This window comes from Chryseobacterium camelliae (assembly GCF_002770595.1).
Classification (GTDB): Bacteria; Bacteroidota; Bacteroidia; order Flavobacteriales; family Weeksellaceae; genus Chryseobacterium; species Chryseobacterium camelliae.
Map to the genome: position 1 here is coordinate 1351514 of NZ_CP022986.1, position 19503 is coordinate 1371016.

The 19503-nt window shown below is 43.5% G+C and carries 22 protein-coding genes; 7 read left to right on the forward strand and 15 right to left on the reverse strand.

The window, feature by feature from the left end; translation table 11 throughout:
- Positions 1-21: 21 nt before the first annotated feature.
- Entirely contained in the window at positions 22-1347 is a 1326-nt protein-coding gene (locus CGB83_RS06075) for a BspA family leucine-rich repeat surface protein (protein WP_172954681.1), read from the forward strand.
- Between the two features lie 118 nt (positions 1348-1465).
- Here the strand turns inward: CGB83_RS06075 and purE are convergent, their stop codons facing one another.
- Positions 1466-1969 carry a 5-(carboxyamino)imidazole ribonucleotide mutase gene (gene purE, locus CGB83_RS06080; protein WP_100075013.1) on the reverse strand — a complete coding sequence of 168 codons (504 nt, stop codon included), beginning with the start codon at positions 1967-1969 and terminating at the stop codon, positions 1466-1468.
- A 133-nt stretch (positions 1970-2102) separates the two neighbouring features.
- On the opposite strand from purE, the gene CGB83_RS06085 reads away from it, so the two are divergent.
- The 3 genes from CGB83_RS06085 to CGB83_RS06095 are packed head-to-tail and all read left to right on the forward strand — an operon-like array spanning position 2103 to position 5767.
- On the forward strand, positions 2103-3020 hold the full coding sequence (locus CGB83_RS06085; RefSeq protein ID WP_100075014.1) for a DMT family transporter: 918 nt from the start codon (positions 2103-2105) through the stop codon (positions 3018-3020).
- A 50-nt stretch (positions 3021-3070) separates the two neighbouring features.
- Positions 3071-3637 (forward strand): hypothetical protein, encoded by a 567-nt coding sequence (locus tag CGB83_RS06090; protein WP_100075015.1) that lies wholly within the window; start codon positions 3071-3073, stop codon positions 3635-3637.
- A 6-nt stretch (positions 3638-3643) separates the two neighbouring features.
- The gene (locus CGB83_RS06095) at positions 3644-5767 is read left to right on the forward strand and encodes a cation:proton antiporter (protein ID WP_100075016.1); all 2124 of its coding nucleotides are present in this window, start codon (positions 3644-3646) and stop codon (positions 5765-5767) included.
- 70 nt (positions 5768-5837) lie between these two features.
- On the opposite strand, the gene CGB83_RS06100 is transcribed toward CGB83_RS06095, so the two are convergent.
- Together CGB83_RS06100 and CGB83_RS06105 are read right to left on the reverse strand one after the other, a co-directional pair.
- Entirely contained in the window at positions 5838-6953 is a 1116-nt protein-coding gene (locus CGB83_RS06100; RefSeq protein WP_100075017.1) for a 5-(carboxyamino)imidazole ribonucleotide synthase, read from the reverse strand.
- Between the two features lie 60 nt (positions 6954-7013).
- Complete coding sequence (locus CGB83_RS06105; protein ID WP_100075018.1) at positions 7014-7565, reverse strand: DUF1543 domain-containing protein; 552 nt, start codon at positions 7563-7565, stop codon at positions 7014-7016.
- Between the two features lie 84 nt (positions 7566-7649).
- On the opposite strand from CGB83_RS06105, the gene CGB83_RS06110 reads away from it, so the two are divergent.
- Both CGB83_RS06110 and CGB83_RS06115 read left to right on the forward strand, forming a co-directional pair.
- Positions 7650-8480 carry a sulfite exporter TauE/SafE family protein gene (locus tag CGB83_RS06110; RefSeq protein ID WP_100075019.1) on the forward strand — a complete coding sequence of 277 codons (831 nt, stop codon included), beginning with the start codon at positions 7650-7652 and terminating at the stop codon, positions 8478-8480.
- Positions 8477-8860, forward strand: coding sequence for a DUF1634 domain-containing protein (locus tag CGB83_RS06115; protein ID WP_100075020.1), 384 nt, complete (start codon positions 8477-8479; stop codon positions 8858-8860). Before CGB83_RS06110 ends, CGB83_RS06115 begins: the two co-directional genes overlap by 4 nt.
- A 6-nt stretch (positions 8861-8866) precedes the next feature.
- Here CGB83_RS06115 and gloA2 read toward each other — a convergent pair whose 3' ends face one another.
- The gene (gene gloA2 / locus CGB83_RS06120; protein ID WP_100075021.1) at positions 8867-9250 is read right to left on the reverse strand and encodes an SMU1112c/YaeR family gloxylase I-like metalloprotein; all 384 of its coding nucleotides are present in this window, start codon (positions 9248-9250) and stop codon (positions 8867-8869) included.
- Between the two features lie 129 nt (positions 9251-9379).
- On the opposite strand from gloA2, the gene CGB83_RS06125 reads away from it, so the two are divergent.
- Positions 9380-10462: an endonuclease/exonuclease/phosphatase family protein gene (locus CGB83_RS06125; RefSeq protein ID WP_100075022.1), complete on the forward strand. Its 1083-nt coding sequence runs from the start codon at positions 9380-9382 to the stop codon at positions 10460-10462.
- A 58-nt stretch (positions 10463-10520) separates the two neighbouring features.
- On the opposite strand, the gene CGB83_RS06130 is transcribed toward CGB83_RS06125, so the two are convergent.
- From CGB83_RS06130 to CGB83_RS06180, 11 genes are all read right to left on the reverse strand, one after another.
- A complete protein-coding gene (locus tag CGB83_RS06130) occupies positions 10521-11582 on the reverse strand; it encodes a diphosphomevalonate decarboxylase (RefSeq protein WP_100075023.1) in 1062 nt (353 codons plus the stop codon).
- 34 nt (positions 11583-11616) lie between these two features.
- Entirely contained in the window at positions 11617-13389 is a 1773-nt protein-coding gene (locus tag CGB83_RS06135) for an AMP-dependent synthetase/ligase (RefSeq protein WP_100075024.1), read from the reverse strand.
- 8 nt (positions 13390-13397) lie between these two features.
- Positions 13398-14405: an NAD-dependent epimerase/dehydratase family protein gene (locus CGB83_RS06140; RefSeq protein ID WP_100077512.1), complete on the reverse strand. Its 1008-nt coding sequence runs from the start codon at positions 14403-14405 to the stop codon at positions 13398-13400.
- A 216-nt stretch (positions 14406-14621) separates the two neighbouring features.
- Complete coding sequence (locus tag CGB83_RS06145) at positions 14622-15629, reverse strand: MvdC/MvdD family ATP grasp protein (RefSeq protein WP_100075025.1); 1008 nt, start codon at positions 15627-15629, stop codon at positions 14622-14624.
- The gene (locus tag CGB83_RS06150; RefSeq protein ID WP_100075026.1) at positions 15622-16578 is read right to left on the reverse strand and encodes an MvdC/MvdD family ATP grasp protein; all 957 of its coding nucleotides are present in this window, start codon (positions 16576-16578) and stop codon (positions 15622-15624) included. Before CGB83_RS06150 ends, CGB83_RS06145 begins: the two co-directional genes overlap by 8 nt.
- A gap of 88 nt (positions 16579-16666) precedes the next feature.
- Positions 16667-16885, reverse strand: coding sequence for a microviridin/marinostatin family tricyclic proteinase inhibitor (locus CGB83_RS06155; RefSeq protein ID WP_100075027.1), 219 nt, complete (start codon positions 16883-16885; stop codon positions 16667-16669).
- Positions 16886-16936: 51 nt separating this feature from the next.
- Positions 16937-17149: a microviridin/marinostatin family tricyclic proteinase inhibitor gene (locus tag CGB83_RS06160; RefSeq protein ID WP_100077513.1), complete on the reverse strand. Its 213-nt coding sequence runs from the start codon at positions 17147-17149 to the stop codon at positions 16937-16939.
- A gap of 113 nt (positions 17150-17262) precedes the next feature.
- Entirely contained in the window at positions 17263-18042 is a 780-nt protein-coding gene (locus CGB83_RS06165; RefSeq protein ID WP_100075028.1) for an alpha/beta fold hydrolase, read from the reverse strand.
- 97 nt (positions 18043-18139) lie between these two features.
- Positions 18140-18859, reverse strand: a complete 720-nt coding sequence (locus tag CGB83_RS06170) for a pyridoxine 5'-phosphate synthase (protein ID WP_100075029.1) — start codon at positions 18857-18859, stop codon at positions 18140-18142.
- A gap of 52 nt (positions 18860-18911) precedes the next feature.
- Positions 18912-19151, reverse strand: coding sequence for a hypothetical protein (locus CGB83_RS06175; protein WP_100075030.1), 240 nt, complete (start codon positions 19149-19151; stop codon positions 18912-18914).
- Between the two features lie 9 nt (positions 19152-19160).
- A complete protein-coding gene (locus tag CGB83_RS06180; RefSeq protein ID WP_100075031.1) occupies positions 19161-19496 on the reverse strand; it encodes a DUF2085 domain-containing protein in 336 nt (111 codons plus the stop codon).
- Between the last annotated feature and the right edge of the window lie 7 nt (positions 19497-19503).

Here is a 19503-nt window from a genome sequence, read left to right on the forward strand (position 1 = left end):
TGCATCCACTACACTAACCCTATGAAAAAATTCCTGATTTTTACTTTTTTGATCCTTTTCTGGACCGGCATCAGTGCCCAGAATGAATTTATCACCGTCTGGAAACCGGGGACCTCTAACCTGATTCACTTTCCGGGAAAAGGGACCAACTATACCATTTACTGGGAAGAAATAGGGTATCCTCAGCATAGCGGAACCCTGGATAATATAACCTCAGCCAATGAAGTAGTGATTGATTTCGGGAATGCCTACAATCCTGTTCCTTCTTCAGCAGCATACCGGGTGAAAGTCAGCAAAGGAAACGGGAACTTCAGCCAGATCAGGTTTTTTGATAATTCAGTGGTCCCGATTTATTCCTGTCCCGATATGGCCAAGATTTTTGAAGTGGCACAGTGGGGAAATACCCAATGGCAGACTTTCGAGAATGCATTTACGCTGTGCTCCAATCTCGATGTAACGGCAACCGATGCTCCCGACCTCAGCCTGGTCACCAGTACCAAAGAAATGTTTTACATCTGTTCTTCCCTGGTAGGTAATGCAAGCTTTAATAACTGGAATACCAGTACGCTGACCAATATCAACTCCATGTTTTCTGCTGCAGATATATTCAATGCACCGATAGGCAGCTGGGACGTCTCCAATGTGACCGATTTCAGGTATGTTTTTGATATGGCCCTTAAGTTTAACCAGCCGTTGAGAGAATGGGATACTTCTGGTGCGTTAACCATGGAGCATATGTTTCACGGTGCAGCTATGTTCAACCAGAATATTGGTGAATGGGATACATCCGGGGTAACCAATATGGATATGATGTTTGCCCAGGCAATGGCATTCAACCAGGATATCGGTTCGTGGAATCTATCCTCCCTTGTTTCTGCTGTTGATATGCTTAATTTTTCCGGCCTGAACTGCCAGAATTACGATAGCACTCTGGTGGGATGGAACAACAATCCACAAACACCCCAGAATATCAATCTCGGCAATGCAATGCCGTTGTATTATAAACACCCTCTTGCCATTGCCGCAAGAACCAGCCTGATCAGCCAGAAAAACTGGTCTGTTACCGGAGACGGCTATAATCCGACCTGTAATTCAGTATTAAGCGCATCCGAAACAGAATTACCGGAACCGGTAGGCATTTATCCTAACCCTGCTTCTGAAACGATTTATCTGAAAAATATAAAAGGGGGTAAAAACTATTTCATCACTGATTTTACCGGAAGAATATTAAACACCGGTAGCATTACAAAGGGCTATATCGACATCCGACATCTTGTGCCCGGCAATTATCTTCTGAAAATTACAGGAGATGATACAGCTTTGGTTTTTAAATTCATTAAAAAATAACATATAATGCATCATAGGGATCACATGTCTTTCCTGATGCATCTTACATATACGGAAACATGCTTTATAATTTCGGCCCCGCCTTTGGCGGGGTCGAAATTATAAATAGCGCTGTCTTTTACTGATCGTACCGGTTAGGGTGCTTTGCTTTGATATCATCCACTGTTCCCAGCACCTTATCTTTCAAAGAATCCTGGTAGTGCTGCAGTTTAGCGGCAACTTCCGGATTACCGCTGCCTAGTATCTTAGCGGCCAGGATACCGGCATTCAGTGCCCCGTTTAAAGCAACCGTAGCCACTGGAATACCACCCGGCATCTGCAGGATGGAAAGCACTGAATCCCATCCGTCGATAGAATTGCTGGATAAGATAGGAACCCCGATCACAGGAAGCGTAGTACAGCTGGCCACCATTCCGGGAAGATGTGCGGCTCCGCCGGCTCCGGCTATAATTACTTTCAGTCCCCTTTCCTGAGCCGTTTTAGCATAATCAAACATCCGTTCAGGAGTCCTGTGTGCGGAAACCACTGTAAGTTCATACGGAATATTCAGGCTTTTAAGGAAACCTGCGGCCTGTTCCATGATCGGCAAGTCGCTCTGACTTCCCATAATAATTCCTACCATCTTTATATTATATTAGATGGTCAAAGATAAAAATTATAGGCCGGACCTGCAAAAGACTTAAAACTTATTCCTGAGGCCCCTTTTGGTTTAAAAATTGAATCATTCCGTTACATCACACCAATTCCGCACTGTTTTGAAAGATTACAAACTCATGATTGCTGTCCTCACCGTTGCCATTGTCTGGGGAACTACATTTCTGTCGATACGGGTAGCCGTAGAAACCATTCCGGCCTGGTTTGTTGCCGGGATCCGTCAGTTTCTGGCCGCAGTCATCATCTTTTGTATCCTTTTATACAGGAAACAGTTTCAATGGATCGGATGGAAAAACCTGGCTTATCAGATTATTTTTTCCTTGCTGATGCTGGTCGTAGCCAATGGAATGACCACCGTAGCGGAAGAAACTGTGACGAGCAGCGTAACATCGCTCATCAGTGCCTGCTCCCCTATTATTGTATTCCTGGGAAGTGCGGCTTTCGGTTTACAGAAAATCACCCTGAAATCGCTCGTAGGCGTGTTGATGAGTTTCAGCGGGATTGTCTTTATCTTCTGGCATGGCGTACGTGACCTTGCTAATCCGGCTTATGCCAAAGGAATCATCTTTCTATTCATCGCTATTGCCGGCTGGGCATCCGGGACCATCTTTACCAAAAAACTCAACATACAGACGGAAAACATTTTCCTCAACCTGTTTTACCAGTTCTCTTTTGCCGGAGTACTCCAGATTATTTTTGCTTTTATGTTTTCGGAAGATTATAATTTCGGAAACTGGAGCTTCAAAAGTGTGGCGGCAATGATCTACCTTGCCGTATTTGGCTCGGTAGCGGCTTTCTTCGCTTTTCATTATGCCCTGACTAAAATTTCCGCCGTGCAGGTTTCCATACTGGCATATATTAATACGGTGATTTCAATATTCTTAAGCTGGCTGATACTGGATGAAAAAATCACCTGGAAATTTATTGTCGCTGCGGTCCTGATTATCCTGGGTGTCTTCATCATCAATTATAAGCGCTCTATGTTTAAGCAGCGGAAGATCAGATTAACGCGGTCATAATTTTCATTTTTGCTAATTTTTCCCTATCTTCATGCATCAACCTATTTTTTATGAAAAAAAACACAATATTTATTTTATTAACGGCCGCACTCCTGATCATCAGCTGCGGTGACAAGGAAAAAGAAGCCGGTCTGGCAGCGAGGGAGCAGCAGCTGCTGGAGAAGGAGAAACTGTTTGCCCAGAAAGAATCGGAATATCAGTCACTCCTCAAAATGAGGGACAGCATCTTTGCTAAAAAAGATTCTGTGACCATCGCCTCCTGGCCAACTGGAATTGCCGGATTATGGACCGGAAAAGTCATCTGTACGGAATCCAACTGCAGTGACTATGTTATCGGGGACCAGCGTACGGATGCATGGGAATTCGATAGCGATTCTACCCAGCTGGTGACGAAAATCATCAACAACAATAACCTGGTACGGATCTACTCCGGAAAAATGGACAACAATGAAATAAAGCTCAACTTTAAAACGGATTCAACCTCAAAAAAAATGGTGGATATGAATGTGATCCTGAATGATATTTCTGCCAATAAGATCAAAGGAACACGAACGATTGCGGTAGACAATACCTGCATGGCTAAATTTTCCGTTGAACTGGTACGCGCTGCAAAATAAACACCTATGATTTTACTGAACATACATAACCTGAGTTTTCCCATAGAAGACCCGGTCCTGAAATTCCTGCTGGTTTTAATCATTATCCTCGCCGCTCCCCTGCTGCTGAATAAGATCAAAGTTCCTCATCTGCTGGGATTAATTATTGCCGGAGCCGTGATAGGTCCGAACGGTTTTAATATCCTTTCCAGAGACAGCAGCATTGTGGTTACAGGGACTACCGGATTGCTCTATATCATGTTCCTGGCCGGGCTTGAGATCGATATGGGGGATTTTAAGAGAAATAAATGGAAAAGCCTTGGTTATGGTGGCTATGCATTTATTTTCCCATTTATTTTAGGGTTTCTCGGTTCATACTATCTTCTGGAGTTTTCGGTTCTTACTTCGGTGCTTTTTGCCAGCCTCTTTTCTTCTCAGACCTTGATCACATATCCGCTGATCAGTAAGCTGGGAATAGCAAAAAATCAGGCGGTCAATATTACTGTAGGCGGTACCATGATCACTGATGTTGCCACCCTATTGGTTCTTGCTGTAGTTGTGGGCATGGTTCAGGGCGATGTAGGTACATCATTCTGGATCCGGCTGTCGGTTTCGTTTATTATATTCGGATTGATTGTATTGCTGGTTTTCCCGTTAATCGGCCGTTGGTTTTTTAAGAAAGTCAATGATAAGATTTCACAGTACATTTTCGTTCTGGTTATGATTTATCTTGCTGCCATGTTAGCAGAACTGGCCGGAGTAGAGTCCATTATAGGGGCATTCTTCGCTGGTTTGGCACTTAACAGGCTTATCCCTCATACTTCTGCACTGATGAATCGCGTTGATTTTGTAGGAAACGCAATCTTTATCCCGTTCTTCCTCATCAGTGTAGGTATGCTGATTGACTTTAAAGTGTTTTTCAACAGTTTTGAAACGCTCAAGGTAGCGCTCATCATGCTTACAGCATCTATTGGCGGGAAATACATATCTGCCGTCATCACCAGAAAGACTTTCCGTTTCAGCAAGGAAGAAGGAACGCTGATTTTCGGACTCAGTTCTGCATCAGCAGCCGCTACTCTTGCAACTGTACTTGTTGGATACAACATCATTATTTCCGAAACAGAAAGCGGGGAACCTATACGATTACTGAATGAGCATGTACTGAACGGAAGTATCCTTCTTATATTAATCTCCTGTACCATTTCATCCTTTGTTTCCATGTCCAGTGCCCAGAAAATTGCACAGCAGGATAATGAAGATACCGTATCCGGAAACAGCCATGAAGAGGAGAATATCCTGCTCGCGGTTAACCATCCGGAAACCGTGGAAAGAATGGTTAACCTGGGAATGCTGATCAAGGCACACTCCAATACCGATCATGTTTTTGCCCTGAATGTGATCAACGAAGATAAAAACGAATCTTCCGTAAAAAATGCTGAAAAAATCCTCCATCAGGCTACAGATACTGCAGCAGCGGCAGATGTAAAGCTACAGGCATTGAAGAGATATGACAATGATGTAATCAACGGTGTTAATAATGTGATCAAAGAACAGAATATCACCGACCTGATCATCGGTCTTGAAGATGTCAAAGGCTTCTCGCCGTCTTTCGTTTATAATCTTTATAACGGCTACCTTCAGAATGATGACGTAAATGTGCTGGTTTATCATGCGGCACAGCCTTTATCCACCATTAAGAAATATGCGGTCATGATCCCGGAAAACGGACACCTCGAACCCGGGTTCTTCCATGCGCTGCTCAGGGTCTGGAATATCGCCCGTAACTCGGGAGCTACCATGACTTTTTACGCTCCTGAAGTGATCCTGGAAATCCTTCAGAAGATTATTAAAAAAGCGAATATTGAAGCGGAATTCATCATTATGAACACCTGGCGTGACGCTGAGCAGACGGCGGCCGGACTTAAGGAAGACGAAGCCCTGATCGTACTGATGGCGAAAAGAGGCATGGCATCTTATATTCCAAGGATGAGATTCATCCCTGAGTTGCTTAACAAATACCTCAAGGACAACAACTACCTGCTGATCTATCCTTTTTCTGAATACAGCCAGGATAACGCCGAGGAACGCTCGGTAGGCAACCACGGAGATTTTATGGAAATCGGGAACATCATTAAAAAGATATTCAAATAAACTGATAGATGAATTGCCATATCCAGTAATGCTAAAAACAAAGGCTGCCTCTTCGGCAGCCTTTGTTTTGTTATGATCCGGCAATGACCTGTACCATTTCTTTAACCCTGATAAGCTTATCCATCAGTTCTTCCCTGGAGTCTGCGAGTACATTGATGTGCCCCATCTTTCTTCCGGGCTTGGTTTCGGTTTTACCATACAGGTGAACATAGGTTTTCGGCAGTTTCAGCAATTCTTCCATTCCCTGGTATCGTACTTTTCCTGTGTGACCTTCCGCACCCACCAGATTAAGCATGCCGCTGTAAGTGATGGTATCCGTATCGGCCAGAGGCAGGTTTTTCACCACCCGGTACATCTGTTCAAACTGCGAATTCGCATTTCCTTCCTGGCTCTGGTGTCCTGAATTGTGCAGCCTTGGCGCCGTTTCGTTCACCCATACTTTTCCTTCTTTGTCCAGGAATAATTCAATGGCAAATAATCCGGGTGAATTGACTGCATCCAGGAATTTCCCAGTGATATGGTCAATCTGCGTGGTAATTTCCTCACTGAGATGCACAGGACAGATATTGAAATCCAGAAGATTCAGCTTCGGGTCAGCCACCATTTCAGTCACCGGGAAAGTTTTGGTTTCCCCGTTTTCGTTCCTGGCAACAATCACGGAAAGCTCTTTATCAATATCCACTAAGGCTTCCAGGACAGACGGCTCTTTCCAGAGCTTTTGAAGCTCCTCTTCAGTCCGGATCACCTGTACCCCTTTACCATCGTATCCTCCGGTATTCATTTTCTGTACGAAAGGCAGTGGCATAACTATCCCTGCATTCCAGTCGCGCACCACCTGGAATTCCGGACTTGGGATACCATGGGCCTTATAAAATTTCTTCTGAAGGATTTTCTGCTGGATGATGGTAATGATCCTGGAATTCGGAACCACTTTTACGCCCTGCCCTTCCAGTGCAGCCAGCGCTTCAGCATTCACATGTTCTATTTCAATGGTGATCACCTCTTTATCTTTTCCGAAATCCATTACGGTCTGGTAATCATTGAAATTCCCCTGTGTAAAATGGGAAATCGTGTGGCAGGGTGCATCCGGAGCTGGATCCAGGGTATAAAACTGATCGTCATATTTCAATGCTTCCTGGATAAGCATTCTTCCGAGCTGCCCGCCGCCTAAAATTCCTATTTTCATTGTTCTGTATCTATTGTATTTATATTGATTTTATTATTAAAGGTGATGAAATGCATCAGATTACTGCAGCTTCTCGATTCTGAGGTAACCCAGGTGCATTACATTGGTCTGGTCCTGCTCTTCGGATTTTTCCAGCACAATGGAATACCGTTCTTTCATCGTGTCCGGCAGGATGTCATTAAGCCTGAAGATATCATCGATATCCACTCCGTGTTTTTCATCGATGTGGCTTTCGGCTCCCTTGAAGCCCATGGTCTGGTAAAACTCGGTTTTCTTTACACGTTTTACAACTTCCCCCATGGATTTGCCGACCATAAGATGCTGCTCGTGAAATTCTTCAAAATGTCCCGGTTTATATCCCCCAAGGTTAATGAAGTACAGCTGATCACCTGAATCTTTCTCTGTCCTTTCCATGATTTTCAATTCGTATCCGTCTGCAAACCGTACTTCCTGATAGGCATCGATATGGATTTTCCCATCTGCCTCCTTCCAGAATTTTTTCATCTCCGGAACAAGGTCCTTCAGGTTTTCCGCAATCCCGAAGAATACATCGTGCTGTTCAATATTTCTGCCTTTTGGGGTGGCTCCCAGAATGATATAGAATAATTTCATGTCCCTTTCGTTTATGCAAAAATACGTCAAATTTATCTTTTTTAAACGTTTGGCAGACTACCACAATAGTTTTATATTTGTAGCATGTCAGAAATCATCATTCTCTTCCTGGGAGCTATTTCGGCAGGATTGCTGGGCTCGCTTACAGGATTGGGCGGAGGGGTCATCATTATTCCTCTTCTTACGCTGGGCTTCGGCGTACCCATGCACTATGCTATCGGAGCGTCTCTTATATCAGTAATCGGTACATCTTCCGGTGCCGCAGTGGCCTTCGTAAAGGAAGGGTTCACCAATATGAGGATCGGGATGTTCCTGGAAATCGCCACTACATCGGGGGCTATTGTGGGAGCCCTGGTTTCGGGAATGCTGAATCCGAATACCATCGGGATTATTTTTGCCAGCATCCTTCTTCTGACGGTTATTTTAAATCTTAAAGGAAAGCCGGACCATCAGGAACCTATTATTCAGGGAAGCCTGGAGGAAAAGCTGAAATTATACGGAACATTTCCGGATAAAGGCATCATCAAAAGTTATTCTGCCAGGAATACGGTACCCGGATTCTTAATGATGATGTTTGCAGGAGCAATGTCCGGACTGCTGGGAATCGGGTCGGGAGCGCTCAAAGTACTGGCTATGGATAACATGATGAAGCTTCCTTTTAAAGTTTCCACCACCACCAGCAACTTCATGATTGGTGTAACGGCTGTAGCCAGTGCCATGATTTATTTCCAGCGCGGTGAGATTGTTCCGGTTATTGTAGCTCCGGTACTGATTGGTGTGGTAGTGGGCAGCTTCATAGGATCAAAGACTTTGATGGTTTCCAAAACAAAAAAACTGAAAACCTTTTTTGCCATTGTCATTACCATCCTGTCTGTATATATGATGTATAACGGTATTAACAAGAGCTTCCGATGAGAAAAGATTTCACTGACATAGACCTGAACCGCTCCGTCGGCAATCTTCTGAGGCTGGGAGTTATTTTATCCGTGATCACATCACTGGTGGGATTTATCAAGCTTTTTACGGAAGGCTTCAAGATGCCTAAAAAATATACATCGCTCCAGATGGGTTCTTCATCGGAAAAAATCTGGGGAGAATTCTGGCATTCCCTTAGCAAAGGCGAAGGAATGGCTATCATCCAGCTCGGCATTCTGCTGCTTATCCTTACGCCTCTGATGAGGATTATTTTTGCCTGGATCGGGTACCTGAAAGAAAAAGACTATATATATGTCTTTATTTCTTCAGTAGTCCTTGCCATCATGGCCATCAGTTTTTTCACCGGCTACGCAAGCTAAAATCATTTATCGTTCATAAAACTCCAGCGGCAGCTGATCCGGATCCTGAATAAAGAAAAATGCTTTTCCCGTAAACTCATCAGTGCGGATGTCTTCGCAGTCTATTCCTTTTTCCATAAGTTCCGCACGGGTATTGCTGATATTTTCTACGGAGAAAGCAAGGTGCCTCAAACCGCAGGATTCCGGTCTTGAAGGCCTTTCAGGAGGGTTTGGAAAAGAAAAAAGTTCGATCACATACTGGTCCCCTATCGCAAGATCAAGTTTATAAGACTGCCGTTCCTCACGGTACACTTCGCGGATGATATTCAGTTCCAGGATTTCGGTGTAAAACTTCTTAGAGACAGCATAATCTGAACAGATGATGGCAATATGATGGATTTTTAAAAGCACGTCAATTAAGGTTTAAAGAATAAAAGTAGCAAAAACCGGAATCAGATTCAAAAATCCGCAACAGTTTTTCAAAATATTTTTTTTGAAAAATTATAAAAAAAAGTTATTTTTATACACATATTTAAACATATGTGGAACGTCTACGCAGGACTAACGATACTGCTTCTTATTTTAACCTTACTTCCTAAAATACAGAACTCCCACTGGATCTTCCGGGTTCCGGAATTCGGGAAAATACAGATCACATTTTTTACCGTTATTACTTTCGGGCTGGGATTCCTGGTTTATCAGGCACCTCTGTTCTGGTATTTTCAGGGATTGCTGATCCTGATGTTTATTCATCACGGTATCATTCTGATCAAATACACACCGCTTTACCGGGTGAGAAGGTCCGGCAAGGGCGAAAATTCTTCAAAGAACATTCATTTTATCTCTGCTAATGTCTATCAGTTCAATGCCGAGTACAACCGTTTCATCCAACTGATTGAAAAGTGCAGGCCCGAAATCTTTCTCACTATGGAAAGCAATGGCGACTGGGAAAAGGCATTGCGCGTGCTGGAGCAGGATTATCCGTTCCATCATAAGGTAACCCTTGAAAATACCTACGGCATGCACTTGTATTCCAAGATCAAAATCAGCGATGCCAAAACCCATTATTTTGTTGCTGATGATATCCCTACTATTGAAGCACACCTGGAAACGGAAGACGGATTTTCATTTGTATTCTTCGGGATCCATCCGCCACCGCCAAGTCCTACCGAAGAAGAAACGTCTAAAGAAAGGGACGGCGACCTGCTGAGTACCGCTAAAAGAGTTCAGGAAATACGGAAGCCGACGATCGTAGTCGGTGATTTCAATAACGTTGCCTGGTCCAAATCATCTATCCTGTTCAGGAAAACCAGCGAATTGATCGATCCCCGGATCGGCCGCGCCTTTGTGTCCACTTTCCATGCGAAATACAAGCTCCTGAGATTCCCGATCGACCTGATGTTCCATAGCGAAGATATTTTCATCCGGCAGCTTAAAACGCTTGAAAATTTCGGGTCAGACCACCTTCCGGTATACTGTGAATTCTTTATCGACCATCATAATGACCAGCAGGAGGAGCAGATTGAAGAAGCGACTGCTGAAGAGGAAGCTGAAGCTGAAAAAATGATTGAAGAAGGCAAAAAGGAGGACGGCAACCGGGATGCCGTTGTTACTGAAGATTAAACAAAAAGCAAAGCAGGCCTGTAAACGGACCTGCTTTTTATTTTTTATTATTGACGGACTAGAATTTCATCACATCTTTTACTACCCCGTTTTTCTGCGTATGAGGTAATAATTCAGCCTCAATGAAAACCTTTATCCTGTCTTCCGAGCCATTGTTCGGAAACAACAGGTGAACATTGGCACCGGCATCAAGCGTAAAGAACAACGGCAGGCCGGTCTCCCTTCTGAACTCCCAGATTTTGTTAATAACTTCAAGCGTACCCGTTTTCATCAGGATGAATGCAGGTTCGCTCATCATCATCATGGCATGGAGCGTTAGCGCCTCATGTTCCACAAGAGTAATAAAACGTTCCATATTCCCTGCTTTCAGGATTTCCTTCATCGGAATAAAATTTTCCCGGGCTTCCTGGAACCTTCTCTCCGCATAAGGATTTGTATTCATTAATCCGTGTCCTACTGTTGATGAAACACTTTTCTGTCCTTCATGGATCAGCAGCACCCAGTCATTAAAATCCCTGAAAACATCATGGATTTCTGCTTCAGGATAAGGAACGGCAAAAAGGTCTGAGCTCCCATCCACCTCATCTGAACTTCCCCATACAACCAGGCCATTGTACAGGCTCCTGCATGCGCTTCCGCTACCCAGCCGTGCCAGGAATGAAGCTTTTCTTAACGATGCATCTTCTGAAATCCCTCCTGAAAACGCCTCATCAAGTTTCATCAGGCATTTCGCAATAGCCCCGAAACCTGAAGCGGAACTTGCAATTCCTGAGCTGTGCGGAAAAGTATTCTCTGTCCGGATGATATATTTTCCTTTCAGGACCCATGGCAGATAAGGTTCTATATTGTTAAAGTATTTTTCTATTTTTTCGGCAAATTTCACTTCTTCAGCACCGGCAAGGTAGGTCTGAACCGAGAACGGTTCTCCTGCTGAAAATTCAATTTCCGTATTGGTCCTGCAATGGTTCAGTGTATAACTGATGCTGGGATTGGCAGGAATCTGCTGTTCATATTTGCCCCAGTATTTAATGAGCGCAATATTGGACGGACAGCTGCCTGAAACCGTTTTAGAAGAGACAGTGAAATCCTTCTTTCCCAGAAATTCTTGTGTGGTCGTCATATTTGAGGATAGTTTATCATTGGGCGTTCTGTGTTTACGAGTACATATCTTCAATGATATCCCTGTATTTATTCAGAACTACGTTTCTTTTTACTTTTAAGGTTGGGGTTATTTCTCCGGTGTTGATCTCGAATTCGGCAGGCATCAGGGTAAATTTCTTGACCTTTTCAAAATCAGCCAGGTTATGCTGCAGCTGTTTGGTTTTTTCTTTGTAGAAGCTGATGACCGTTTCATTTTTCACGATCTCTTTCCAGCTGGTAAACGGAATTTGGTTGTCCCGGATAAAGTCCTTCAGGAATTCGAAATCAGGAACAATTAAGGCAGAGACAAACTGGCGGCCCTCTGCAATAAGGATGATCTGCTGAATGAAATTGTTATTGGTCAGGAGATTTTCAATTTGCTGCGGCGCAACATATTTCCCATTGGATGTTTTCATCAGGTCTTTAATGCGGTCGGTAATGATCAGATTACCATGGTCATCCCACTTCCCCGCATCGCCGGTTTTGAACCAGCCATCTTCCGTAAATGCATTCCGGGTTTCTTCAGGCCTTTGGTAATAGCCTTTCATTATCCCGTTTCCTTTCGCCTGTATTTCATCGTTTTCCCCGAAACGGATTTCTACTCCAGGCAACGGCTTTCCGCTGGTCCCGTGCTGGAAATGCGTCAAAGGGAAGAGTGTTAATGTAGCCGTAGTCTCTGTAAGTCCGTACCCAACGGTTATATGGATGCCGGCAGATTCAAAAAACCTGGTTACTTCAGGGGAAAGGGAGGCTCCTCCGCACGGCAGAAACCATAACCGGCCGCCCATTTTTTCCTTAATGGTATTGAAGACCAGCGTATCTGCCAGTACCTGCTTTATCTTAAGGCCTAAAGGCAGTGGTTTTTCATTCCTCCTGAGTTCTGAGGTTTCCCATCCGGTAGCGAGTGCCCAATTGAAAATTTTCTTTTTCAGCGGACTGCTTTTTTCAGCTTTGTCCAGTACTGCTGCGTAGATTTTCTGGAAAAATCTTGGTACTGAGCACATCATGGTCGGCTTCACCTCCTCCAGCGCTTTGGCAATGTTCTTGGGATCTTCCAGAAAGTAAACCCTTGCTCCGCCGTACAGGCACAGCAAGGTCCAGCTTCTTTCAAAAACATGGCTCAGCGGTAAAAAGGCCAGGGAAAGTTCTTCTTCAAAATTTTTAAACGTAAAGAATTCAAAATGGGCATCCAGGGCTTTTTTAAAATTTCCGTGGGTCAGCATAACGCCTTTCGGAGTTCCGGTGGTCCCGGAAGTATAGATAAGGGTGGCTACATCTTCTTCTTCCTTTGTGCAGATCTCTGCTTTAGGTGAAGCCCTGGAAATGAAATCTTCCAGGTAATAGCTGCTCAGTTCTTTTTTGATCCAGACTGCTTTTTTGGAGACAATAATCGTCTGAAGATCATTATCATCTTTCTGAATGAGTTCCAGGCAGGCGTCATATTGCGCCTGATTCCCTACCAGGATTATTTTAGCCCCGGAATCCTGTATGATGTACTCTGCCTGTCCGGCATTGTTGGTGGAATATACCGGTACGGAAATGGCTCCGATGACCATGGAAGCAAGGTCAAAAATCATCCATTCTGCAGAATTGTCAGAATAAATGGCAATCTTATCATCCTCCTGAATCCCTGCATTCTTTAAGGCATTGGCCGTCTTAAAAATAACTTCGGAAAACTTCTTCCAGCTCAGCTCTTTCCAGGGTTCTTCTTTCTTTTTAAACCCGATGGCTGATTTTACGGGATGCTTTTTTACATTATGGGCAATGATAGCCTCTGCAAGATTCATGGATAGGATCAGCTTTTTTTATCGTTAATATAATTATTCAAATGGAATTCCAGGCTTTCGTCAACGGGGATAAAACGGAAATTCAGCCTGTCTTCTATTTTCCGGCCGGATATGGTATTGAATGAGGTTACCGCTGCAATATTGGACTTCGTCACCATCCGTAAAGGCGGAATAAGCCACCCTAACAGAATGTTGAAAAACCGGCCTATACCAAGCTGGCTTTTTTTAAGCACAACCGGTTCTTTCAGGCCCAGCCTTTTCCTGATGGCCTTTCCTACCTCTTCATAGGTCTTCATTCCGGAAACCGCGATGAATCGCTCCCCGAATATATTTTTGTCCATCAGTTCAGCGGCTATTTCAGCCACATCGCGCACATCCACATAAGCGGATCCGCCCGGGAAGGTAAAGCGGTTGTTTTCAAACACCGAAAAAATCTGTCCGCTGCTCTGGCTCCAGCCTCCGCTGCCGATGATCATTCCGGGATTTACAATCGCTGCATTGAGGCCTTCGGCAGAAGCTCTCCAGACTTCCATTTCTGCCATGTGCTTGGAAATGGCGTAGGCAGAATGTTCTTCTTTGGAATTAAAATCCGAATCTTCATCCAGTTCGCCCTGCTCATTGAAGTTATCCAGAACCGCTACGGTACTGATGTACAGAAATTTCTTTACGGATGACTGCTCGCAGGCATACAGGATATTGGTCGTACCTTTGGTATTGGTATGGTACATTTCCTTTTCATCTTTCGGGTTGAAGCCTACTTTTGCCGCACAGTGGTATACTTCGTCAACATCTTTCAAAGCGTTCTGAAGTGACGTAAGGTCATCAAAGTCAACCTCTACCCATTCAATAGCATTAAACACGGCATCAGGATCCTCCGTATAAAAACGGTACGAATCTCTTACTTCCTGCAGGTTGCTTCCGGAACGTTTTGCTGCACGGACTTTCTTTCCTCTCTTAAGCAGCTCCAGAGCCACTACCCTTCCCAGAATCCCGGTTGCTCCCGTTACCAAAACCATGTCTTGTTCTTTTGTGTAGTTAGATTTATTTTCCTGTTGCTGCATATCCTGTATATGCCTTTCATGAGTTTTTACCACTGATACAGTAGCCGTTTTGCAAAGTTGCGATTTTTAAAGCAAAATGCAATTGAATTTCAGCAATAATACGATTTACAACTCTCATATCAAACAAAAACCTTTCCGAAGAAAGGTTCTATCATAGAAGAAATCCGTAAGTTAAGCCAGGACACTGTTATTGCGCCTTGGAGCCTTATTGCAGAGAAGATCGGCGATGCTTTTGGAGATCAGGTTTCCATCAGTAAGGTTATCCAGCCAGAAAAATTCCCCGGCTGCATTGATTTCTATAAAATAATACTCGTCTTCAGGAGTAAGAATGATATCAATAGCTCCGTAATCCACATGGTATACATCCAGAAGTTCGAGCAGCTTCAGCTCAATTTCCCGTGGCAGCTGAGTTTCCACCCACTGGTCGATGAGATTAAGCCCGTCTTTTCGCCAGTCGATTTTAGCAGCTTCAGATTTTTGGGAATCTATTTCAAACGCATAGATATCCTGTCCTACCACAGTTACACGGAGCTCTTTTTTCTTCTCCAGGCGGGTCTGGAACTGCATCGGGCAGTACTGCAGCGAATCCAGTTCCTCAAGTTTATCTTCATCGATCACATTGGTAAACACCACATTTTCCACTCCGTCCTCATAAATAGCAAATCCGGTCTGCATCTTCCCGATAACATTTTTATGCTTAAGGATAAACTGCCTGGCCTGCTCCGGATTGTTGGTCATACAGGTTTCAGGAATTGTAAACCCTATTTTTTCTGCAATTTTCAGTTGTTCTTCCTTGCTGTCCAGCCTTCGGTATACGCTAGGTTTTCCCAGCGAGTATGCATCTATGGACTCCAGGAATCCGAAAAGGGTGTTCCGGATCTCACCCATGGCTGCGCCATAGAATTTGGCGTCCATTTCCTCTTTCAGGCCATTACCGATATTGTAGGCTCTCCTGTACCATACGGCAGCAATATCATCCAGCCGGTACCTTGTTTCAGCAGTTTCAAGGATGCTGATCCAGCTTCCGTCTTCAAAAACGGTGGTAAGCCTGTTTTGCATCGGATAAAGATCCACATCGAAGCGGATGACCTCAAAGCCGTTATGTTCTATATATTCTGTTACTTTCTCTATGGAAAAATTATCTCCCGTATGGGTAATGATTAAAATTTTATTATTCATGGAAATTGATTCTTTTGATAAGGTAATCGGCAATGGTTTCCGCAATCGGGAAATTCAGCTCTTTCTGCAGCATTCCCCATTCTCCCTGAGGGTTGACCTCCAGGAAATAATAGTTCCCGTCCTTTCCACGGATCATATCTATTGCTCCGAGGCAAAGCCCCATTTCTTGCATCATGGCAGTAAGGTTCAGGCATATAGGTCCAGGCAGCTCATAAGCAGACCAGGAATAATTGCTGTTGGCAATGCGCCAGTCAGCATTTTCACTGTTGTTGATCTTACCGGTGAAAAATACTCCGTCCACATAAACAATCCTGAGCTCATAGGACTTTTCTATATACGGCTGAAAAATCATCGGACAATATGCGATGTCTTCAATGCTTTCCAGGCTGTCTTCTTCAATAATCATTGTGGAAAGCATATGCTCCCCGGCCATGGATTTTGACATGACGCCATGAAGTTTAGCCACAGCCTTTCCGTTGCAGTGCCGGTAGAAAAAAGAGGTGATCTTCTCAGCATCATTGGAAAAAAGAGTTTCCGGGACGCGCAGCTGATTCTTCCGGGCTGTTCTGAGCTGGTATATCTTATTGCCGTCAATTTTCTTTTCGGCTTCATAAGGATTGATCCAGGGAAGATGTTCCAGCGACGTGATCAGATTGTATCTGAGGCAGTTGTATTCATTGATAAAGATCCGCTGATAGTCTTCATCCATATTTTCAGGCACTGTTATGGTCCAGGCTTTCCGGTTCCACACTCCCTTGATGTCGGAGGAGGAAACCGTATTACCCTGTTCATCAGTCAGTTCAAATGAATCCCGGCCAATGCTTATTTTCTGAAGATGGTTGATATGATCGGAATTAAGCCTGAAGAAAGGGATGTTTTTAGACTTCAGGTATGCAGAGAAAAGATCGACGTTGTAATAGTCGCCGGAGTGGGTAATGCAGAGGATCATGTTGCCGTTGTTATTAAAAAAAGGAAACTTAATGGATAAGTTTCCTTTGGTCTGGTTTATTCAGATGATCAATAAAATGATCTTCTCATTATACAGAAAGTGCATCATCATCACCGTCTGAAGGGTACTTCATGGTGTGAGCCATGTCATCTTTAGGTGATGTTACTCCGTCTACAGAAGGTTTTGTTACAACATCCCTTTCCGGAATGCTGACATCTGTTCCTCCTTTTACAGTTTCAGGATCTTTAATTTGCTTCTCAAGAAATGAAGCAAAAAACGGCTTTTTCTTTGAATTCTTGTTTTTCATAATGTTTTGATTTGATTGGTTTGAATTGATTGATTTAATCTGATTGTTTTCTTAAAGGTCTATCTCTCCTGATTCATCACTGTCCGAAGGATATTTCATCGATACAGTATCATTTCCCGGGCTGGTAACATCGTCGTTCTGTACGCCCGTCACGTGATCTTTCAATACTCCGGTCCCGGAGCCTCCCTTAATAGTTTCAGGGTCTTTTACCTGCTTTTCAAGAAATGAGGCAAAAAATGGTTTTTTTAGTTTTTTTTCTTTCATGATATCAAATTTTATCATTTGAAGGACCTAATATACAAAATTTTCAATACAGTGCGAAGCAAACCTCTATTTTAATACAATTTTAACTTAATCAAAGAAAACACAGAATAAATTTAATTTAAACTTAAAAAGTCTTTAACTACCATACTGAAATCTGCCGGATTATCGGCCTGTACCCAGTGGGCCGCATTCTTAATGGTTACCACTTTAGCTTTAGGAAATTGCTGCCTGATGGCAAACTCATCCTGTGGAAGGATATAATTGGATTTCTCTCCGGCAATAAATAACGTTTCTCCGTTGAAAACCCCAAACTTTATAGCGTTGGAAACAAATTCATTGTACTTTTCAGATAATGTTTTAAGATTGAACCTCCAGTTCAGTTTCTTTTCATCGTTCCAGTACAGGTTCTTAGTCAGAAACTGTATGGTTGATTTTTCAGGTATATACCTGCTCAGGACTTCCTCAACTTCTGTCCTGGATGTTACCATATTGAAATCAACACTTTCCAGTGCCTTAATGATTCCCTGATGATGCGGCGGATAAGCTTTAGGGGCAATATCCACTACAATCAGCTTTTCAACCATCTCGGGATACCGGATGGCAAACTGCATCACAGCCTTTCCGCCCAGGGAATGCCCTAAAACATGTGCCTTATCTATTCCGTAATGATTCATATAGGCTACGATATCGCCGGCAAGATCGTCATGCGACATATTTTCCGAATGGAAGCTTCGCCCATGATTCCTGAGGTCAATCAGATGGACAGGCAGCAGTTCTCCCATTTCTTTGCCGAAACTCCCCCAGTTATCGAGCATGCCGAAAAGCCCGTGGAATACGAGGAGCGGAGTTGAAGTTAATTGTTCACCGAATATTTTTGAATGTAGAATTTCCATTGTGTGCTGTTGAAATGTTAAGTGTTAGATGCTGGATGTTAGGCTATAGTCTGATATCTCATGTCTGATATCTGACATCTTACATATAAGCTCACCCCTACCACCTGGCCAGCCTTTTCAGATAAGCCTGCACTGTATTTTCCATGCCCATATATAAAGCTTCTGAAATCAGCGCATGACCGATGGATACCTCCAGCAGGTTCGGGATGTGGTCTGAGAAATATTTGAGGTTATCCAGGCTCAGGTCGTGTCCGGCATTAATGCCTAGTCCATATTCAGAAGCGGCTACTGCCGTATCATAATACGGTTGTATTGCCTGTTCTTTATTGGCTGGATAATCCCTGGCGTAGGCTTCCGTATATAGTTCAATTCTATCAGTTCCGGTTTTGGCGGCATATTCTACCAGTTCCGGGTTCGGATCCAGGAAAATAGAAGTTCTGATGCCAGCATTTTTGAATTCCGCAATTATATCGGTAAGAAAGTCCAGATGCTTTTTGGTATCCCATCCTGCATTGGATGTAATAGCATCATCGGCATCGGGAACGAGGGTTACCTGTTCGGGTTTTACCTCCAGGACCATGTCAATAAAAGGTCGGTGGGGATTCCCTTCAATATTGAACTCCGTAGTCACCAAAGGTTTCAGGTCATAAACATCCTTCCTGGTAATATGCCGTTCATCCGGTCTCGGATGAATGGTGATTCCATGTGCCCCGAATTCCTGGATTTTCACGGCAGCTTCTGTAACACTGGGAGTATCTCCTCCTCTTGCATTTCTTATGGTTGCAATTTTATTGATGTTTACGCTTAACTTTGTCATGGTACAAAAATAAAAAAAACCCGACTTAAAGCCGGGCTTTTTTGGAAAACATTTAACTGCCTTGTGTCATCAGCCTGATTACGGTGAGTACAATATTCACCCCCAGACCTATCAATGCGAAAGTACATGCTGATTTTGCCGCTACCGGCTCTTTATCTTTTTTAATAAAATAAATAATAGCTCCCGCTAAAGGAATACAAAATGATAAAACTTTTAATCCTACATGCAGATCCTCATTCGACTGATTGTTGTTGCTGTTGTTGTTCGGATAATTCTGATTGAAATCGTTCATAGTATTATTTTAATAGATTAATGTTTGGATAAATTTGTAAGTGTAATAAGTGATGCGCTCACTGAAGCCGCTCATGCCGATCCCAGCCAAAATCCCGGTGGTGCAACGCAGGAAGTTGGTACTTTCCCGGTTGAGATATGCCTGGGTAAGCCCGTCTATCATAGTAGGGAGAATAAGAGCGACACTTAAAATAATCCCTATCTGGTAAAACCAGAGCATAGGAATCATTAAAAAATATCCCAGATAAATACCCGTGCATCGTGCGCATACGGGAAACTGCTTTTTCCGGAAAAAAAAGGACCGCGAAGGCATCCTGTGACAGTCCACCAGTTGAATTTTCGTCATAAGAGCG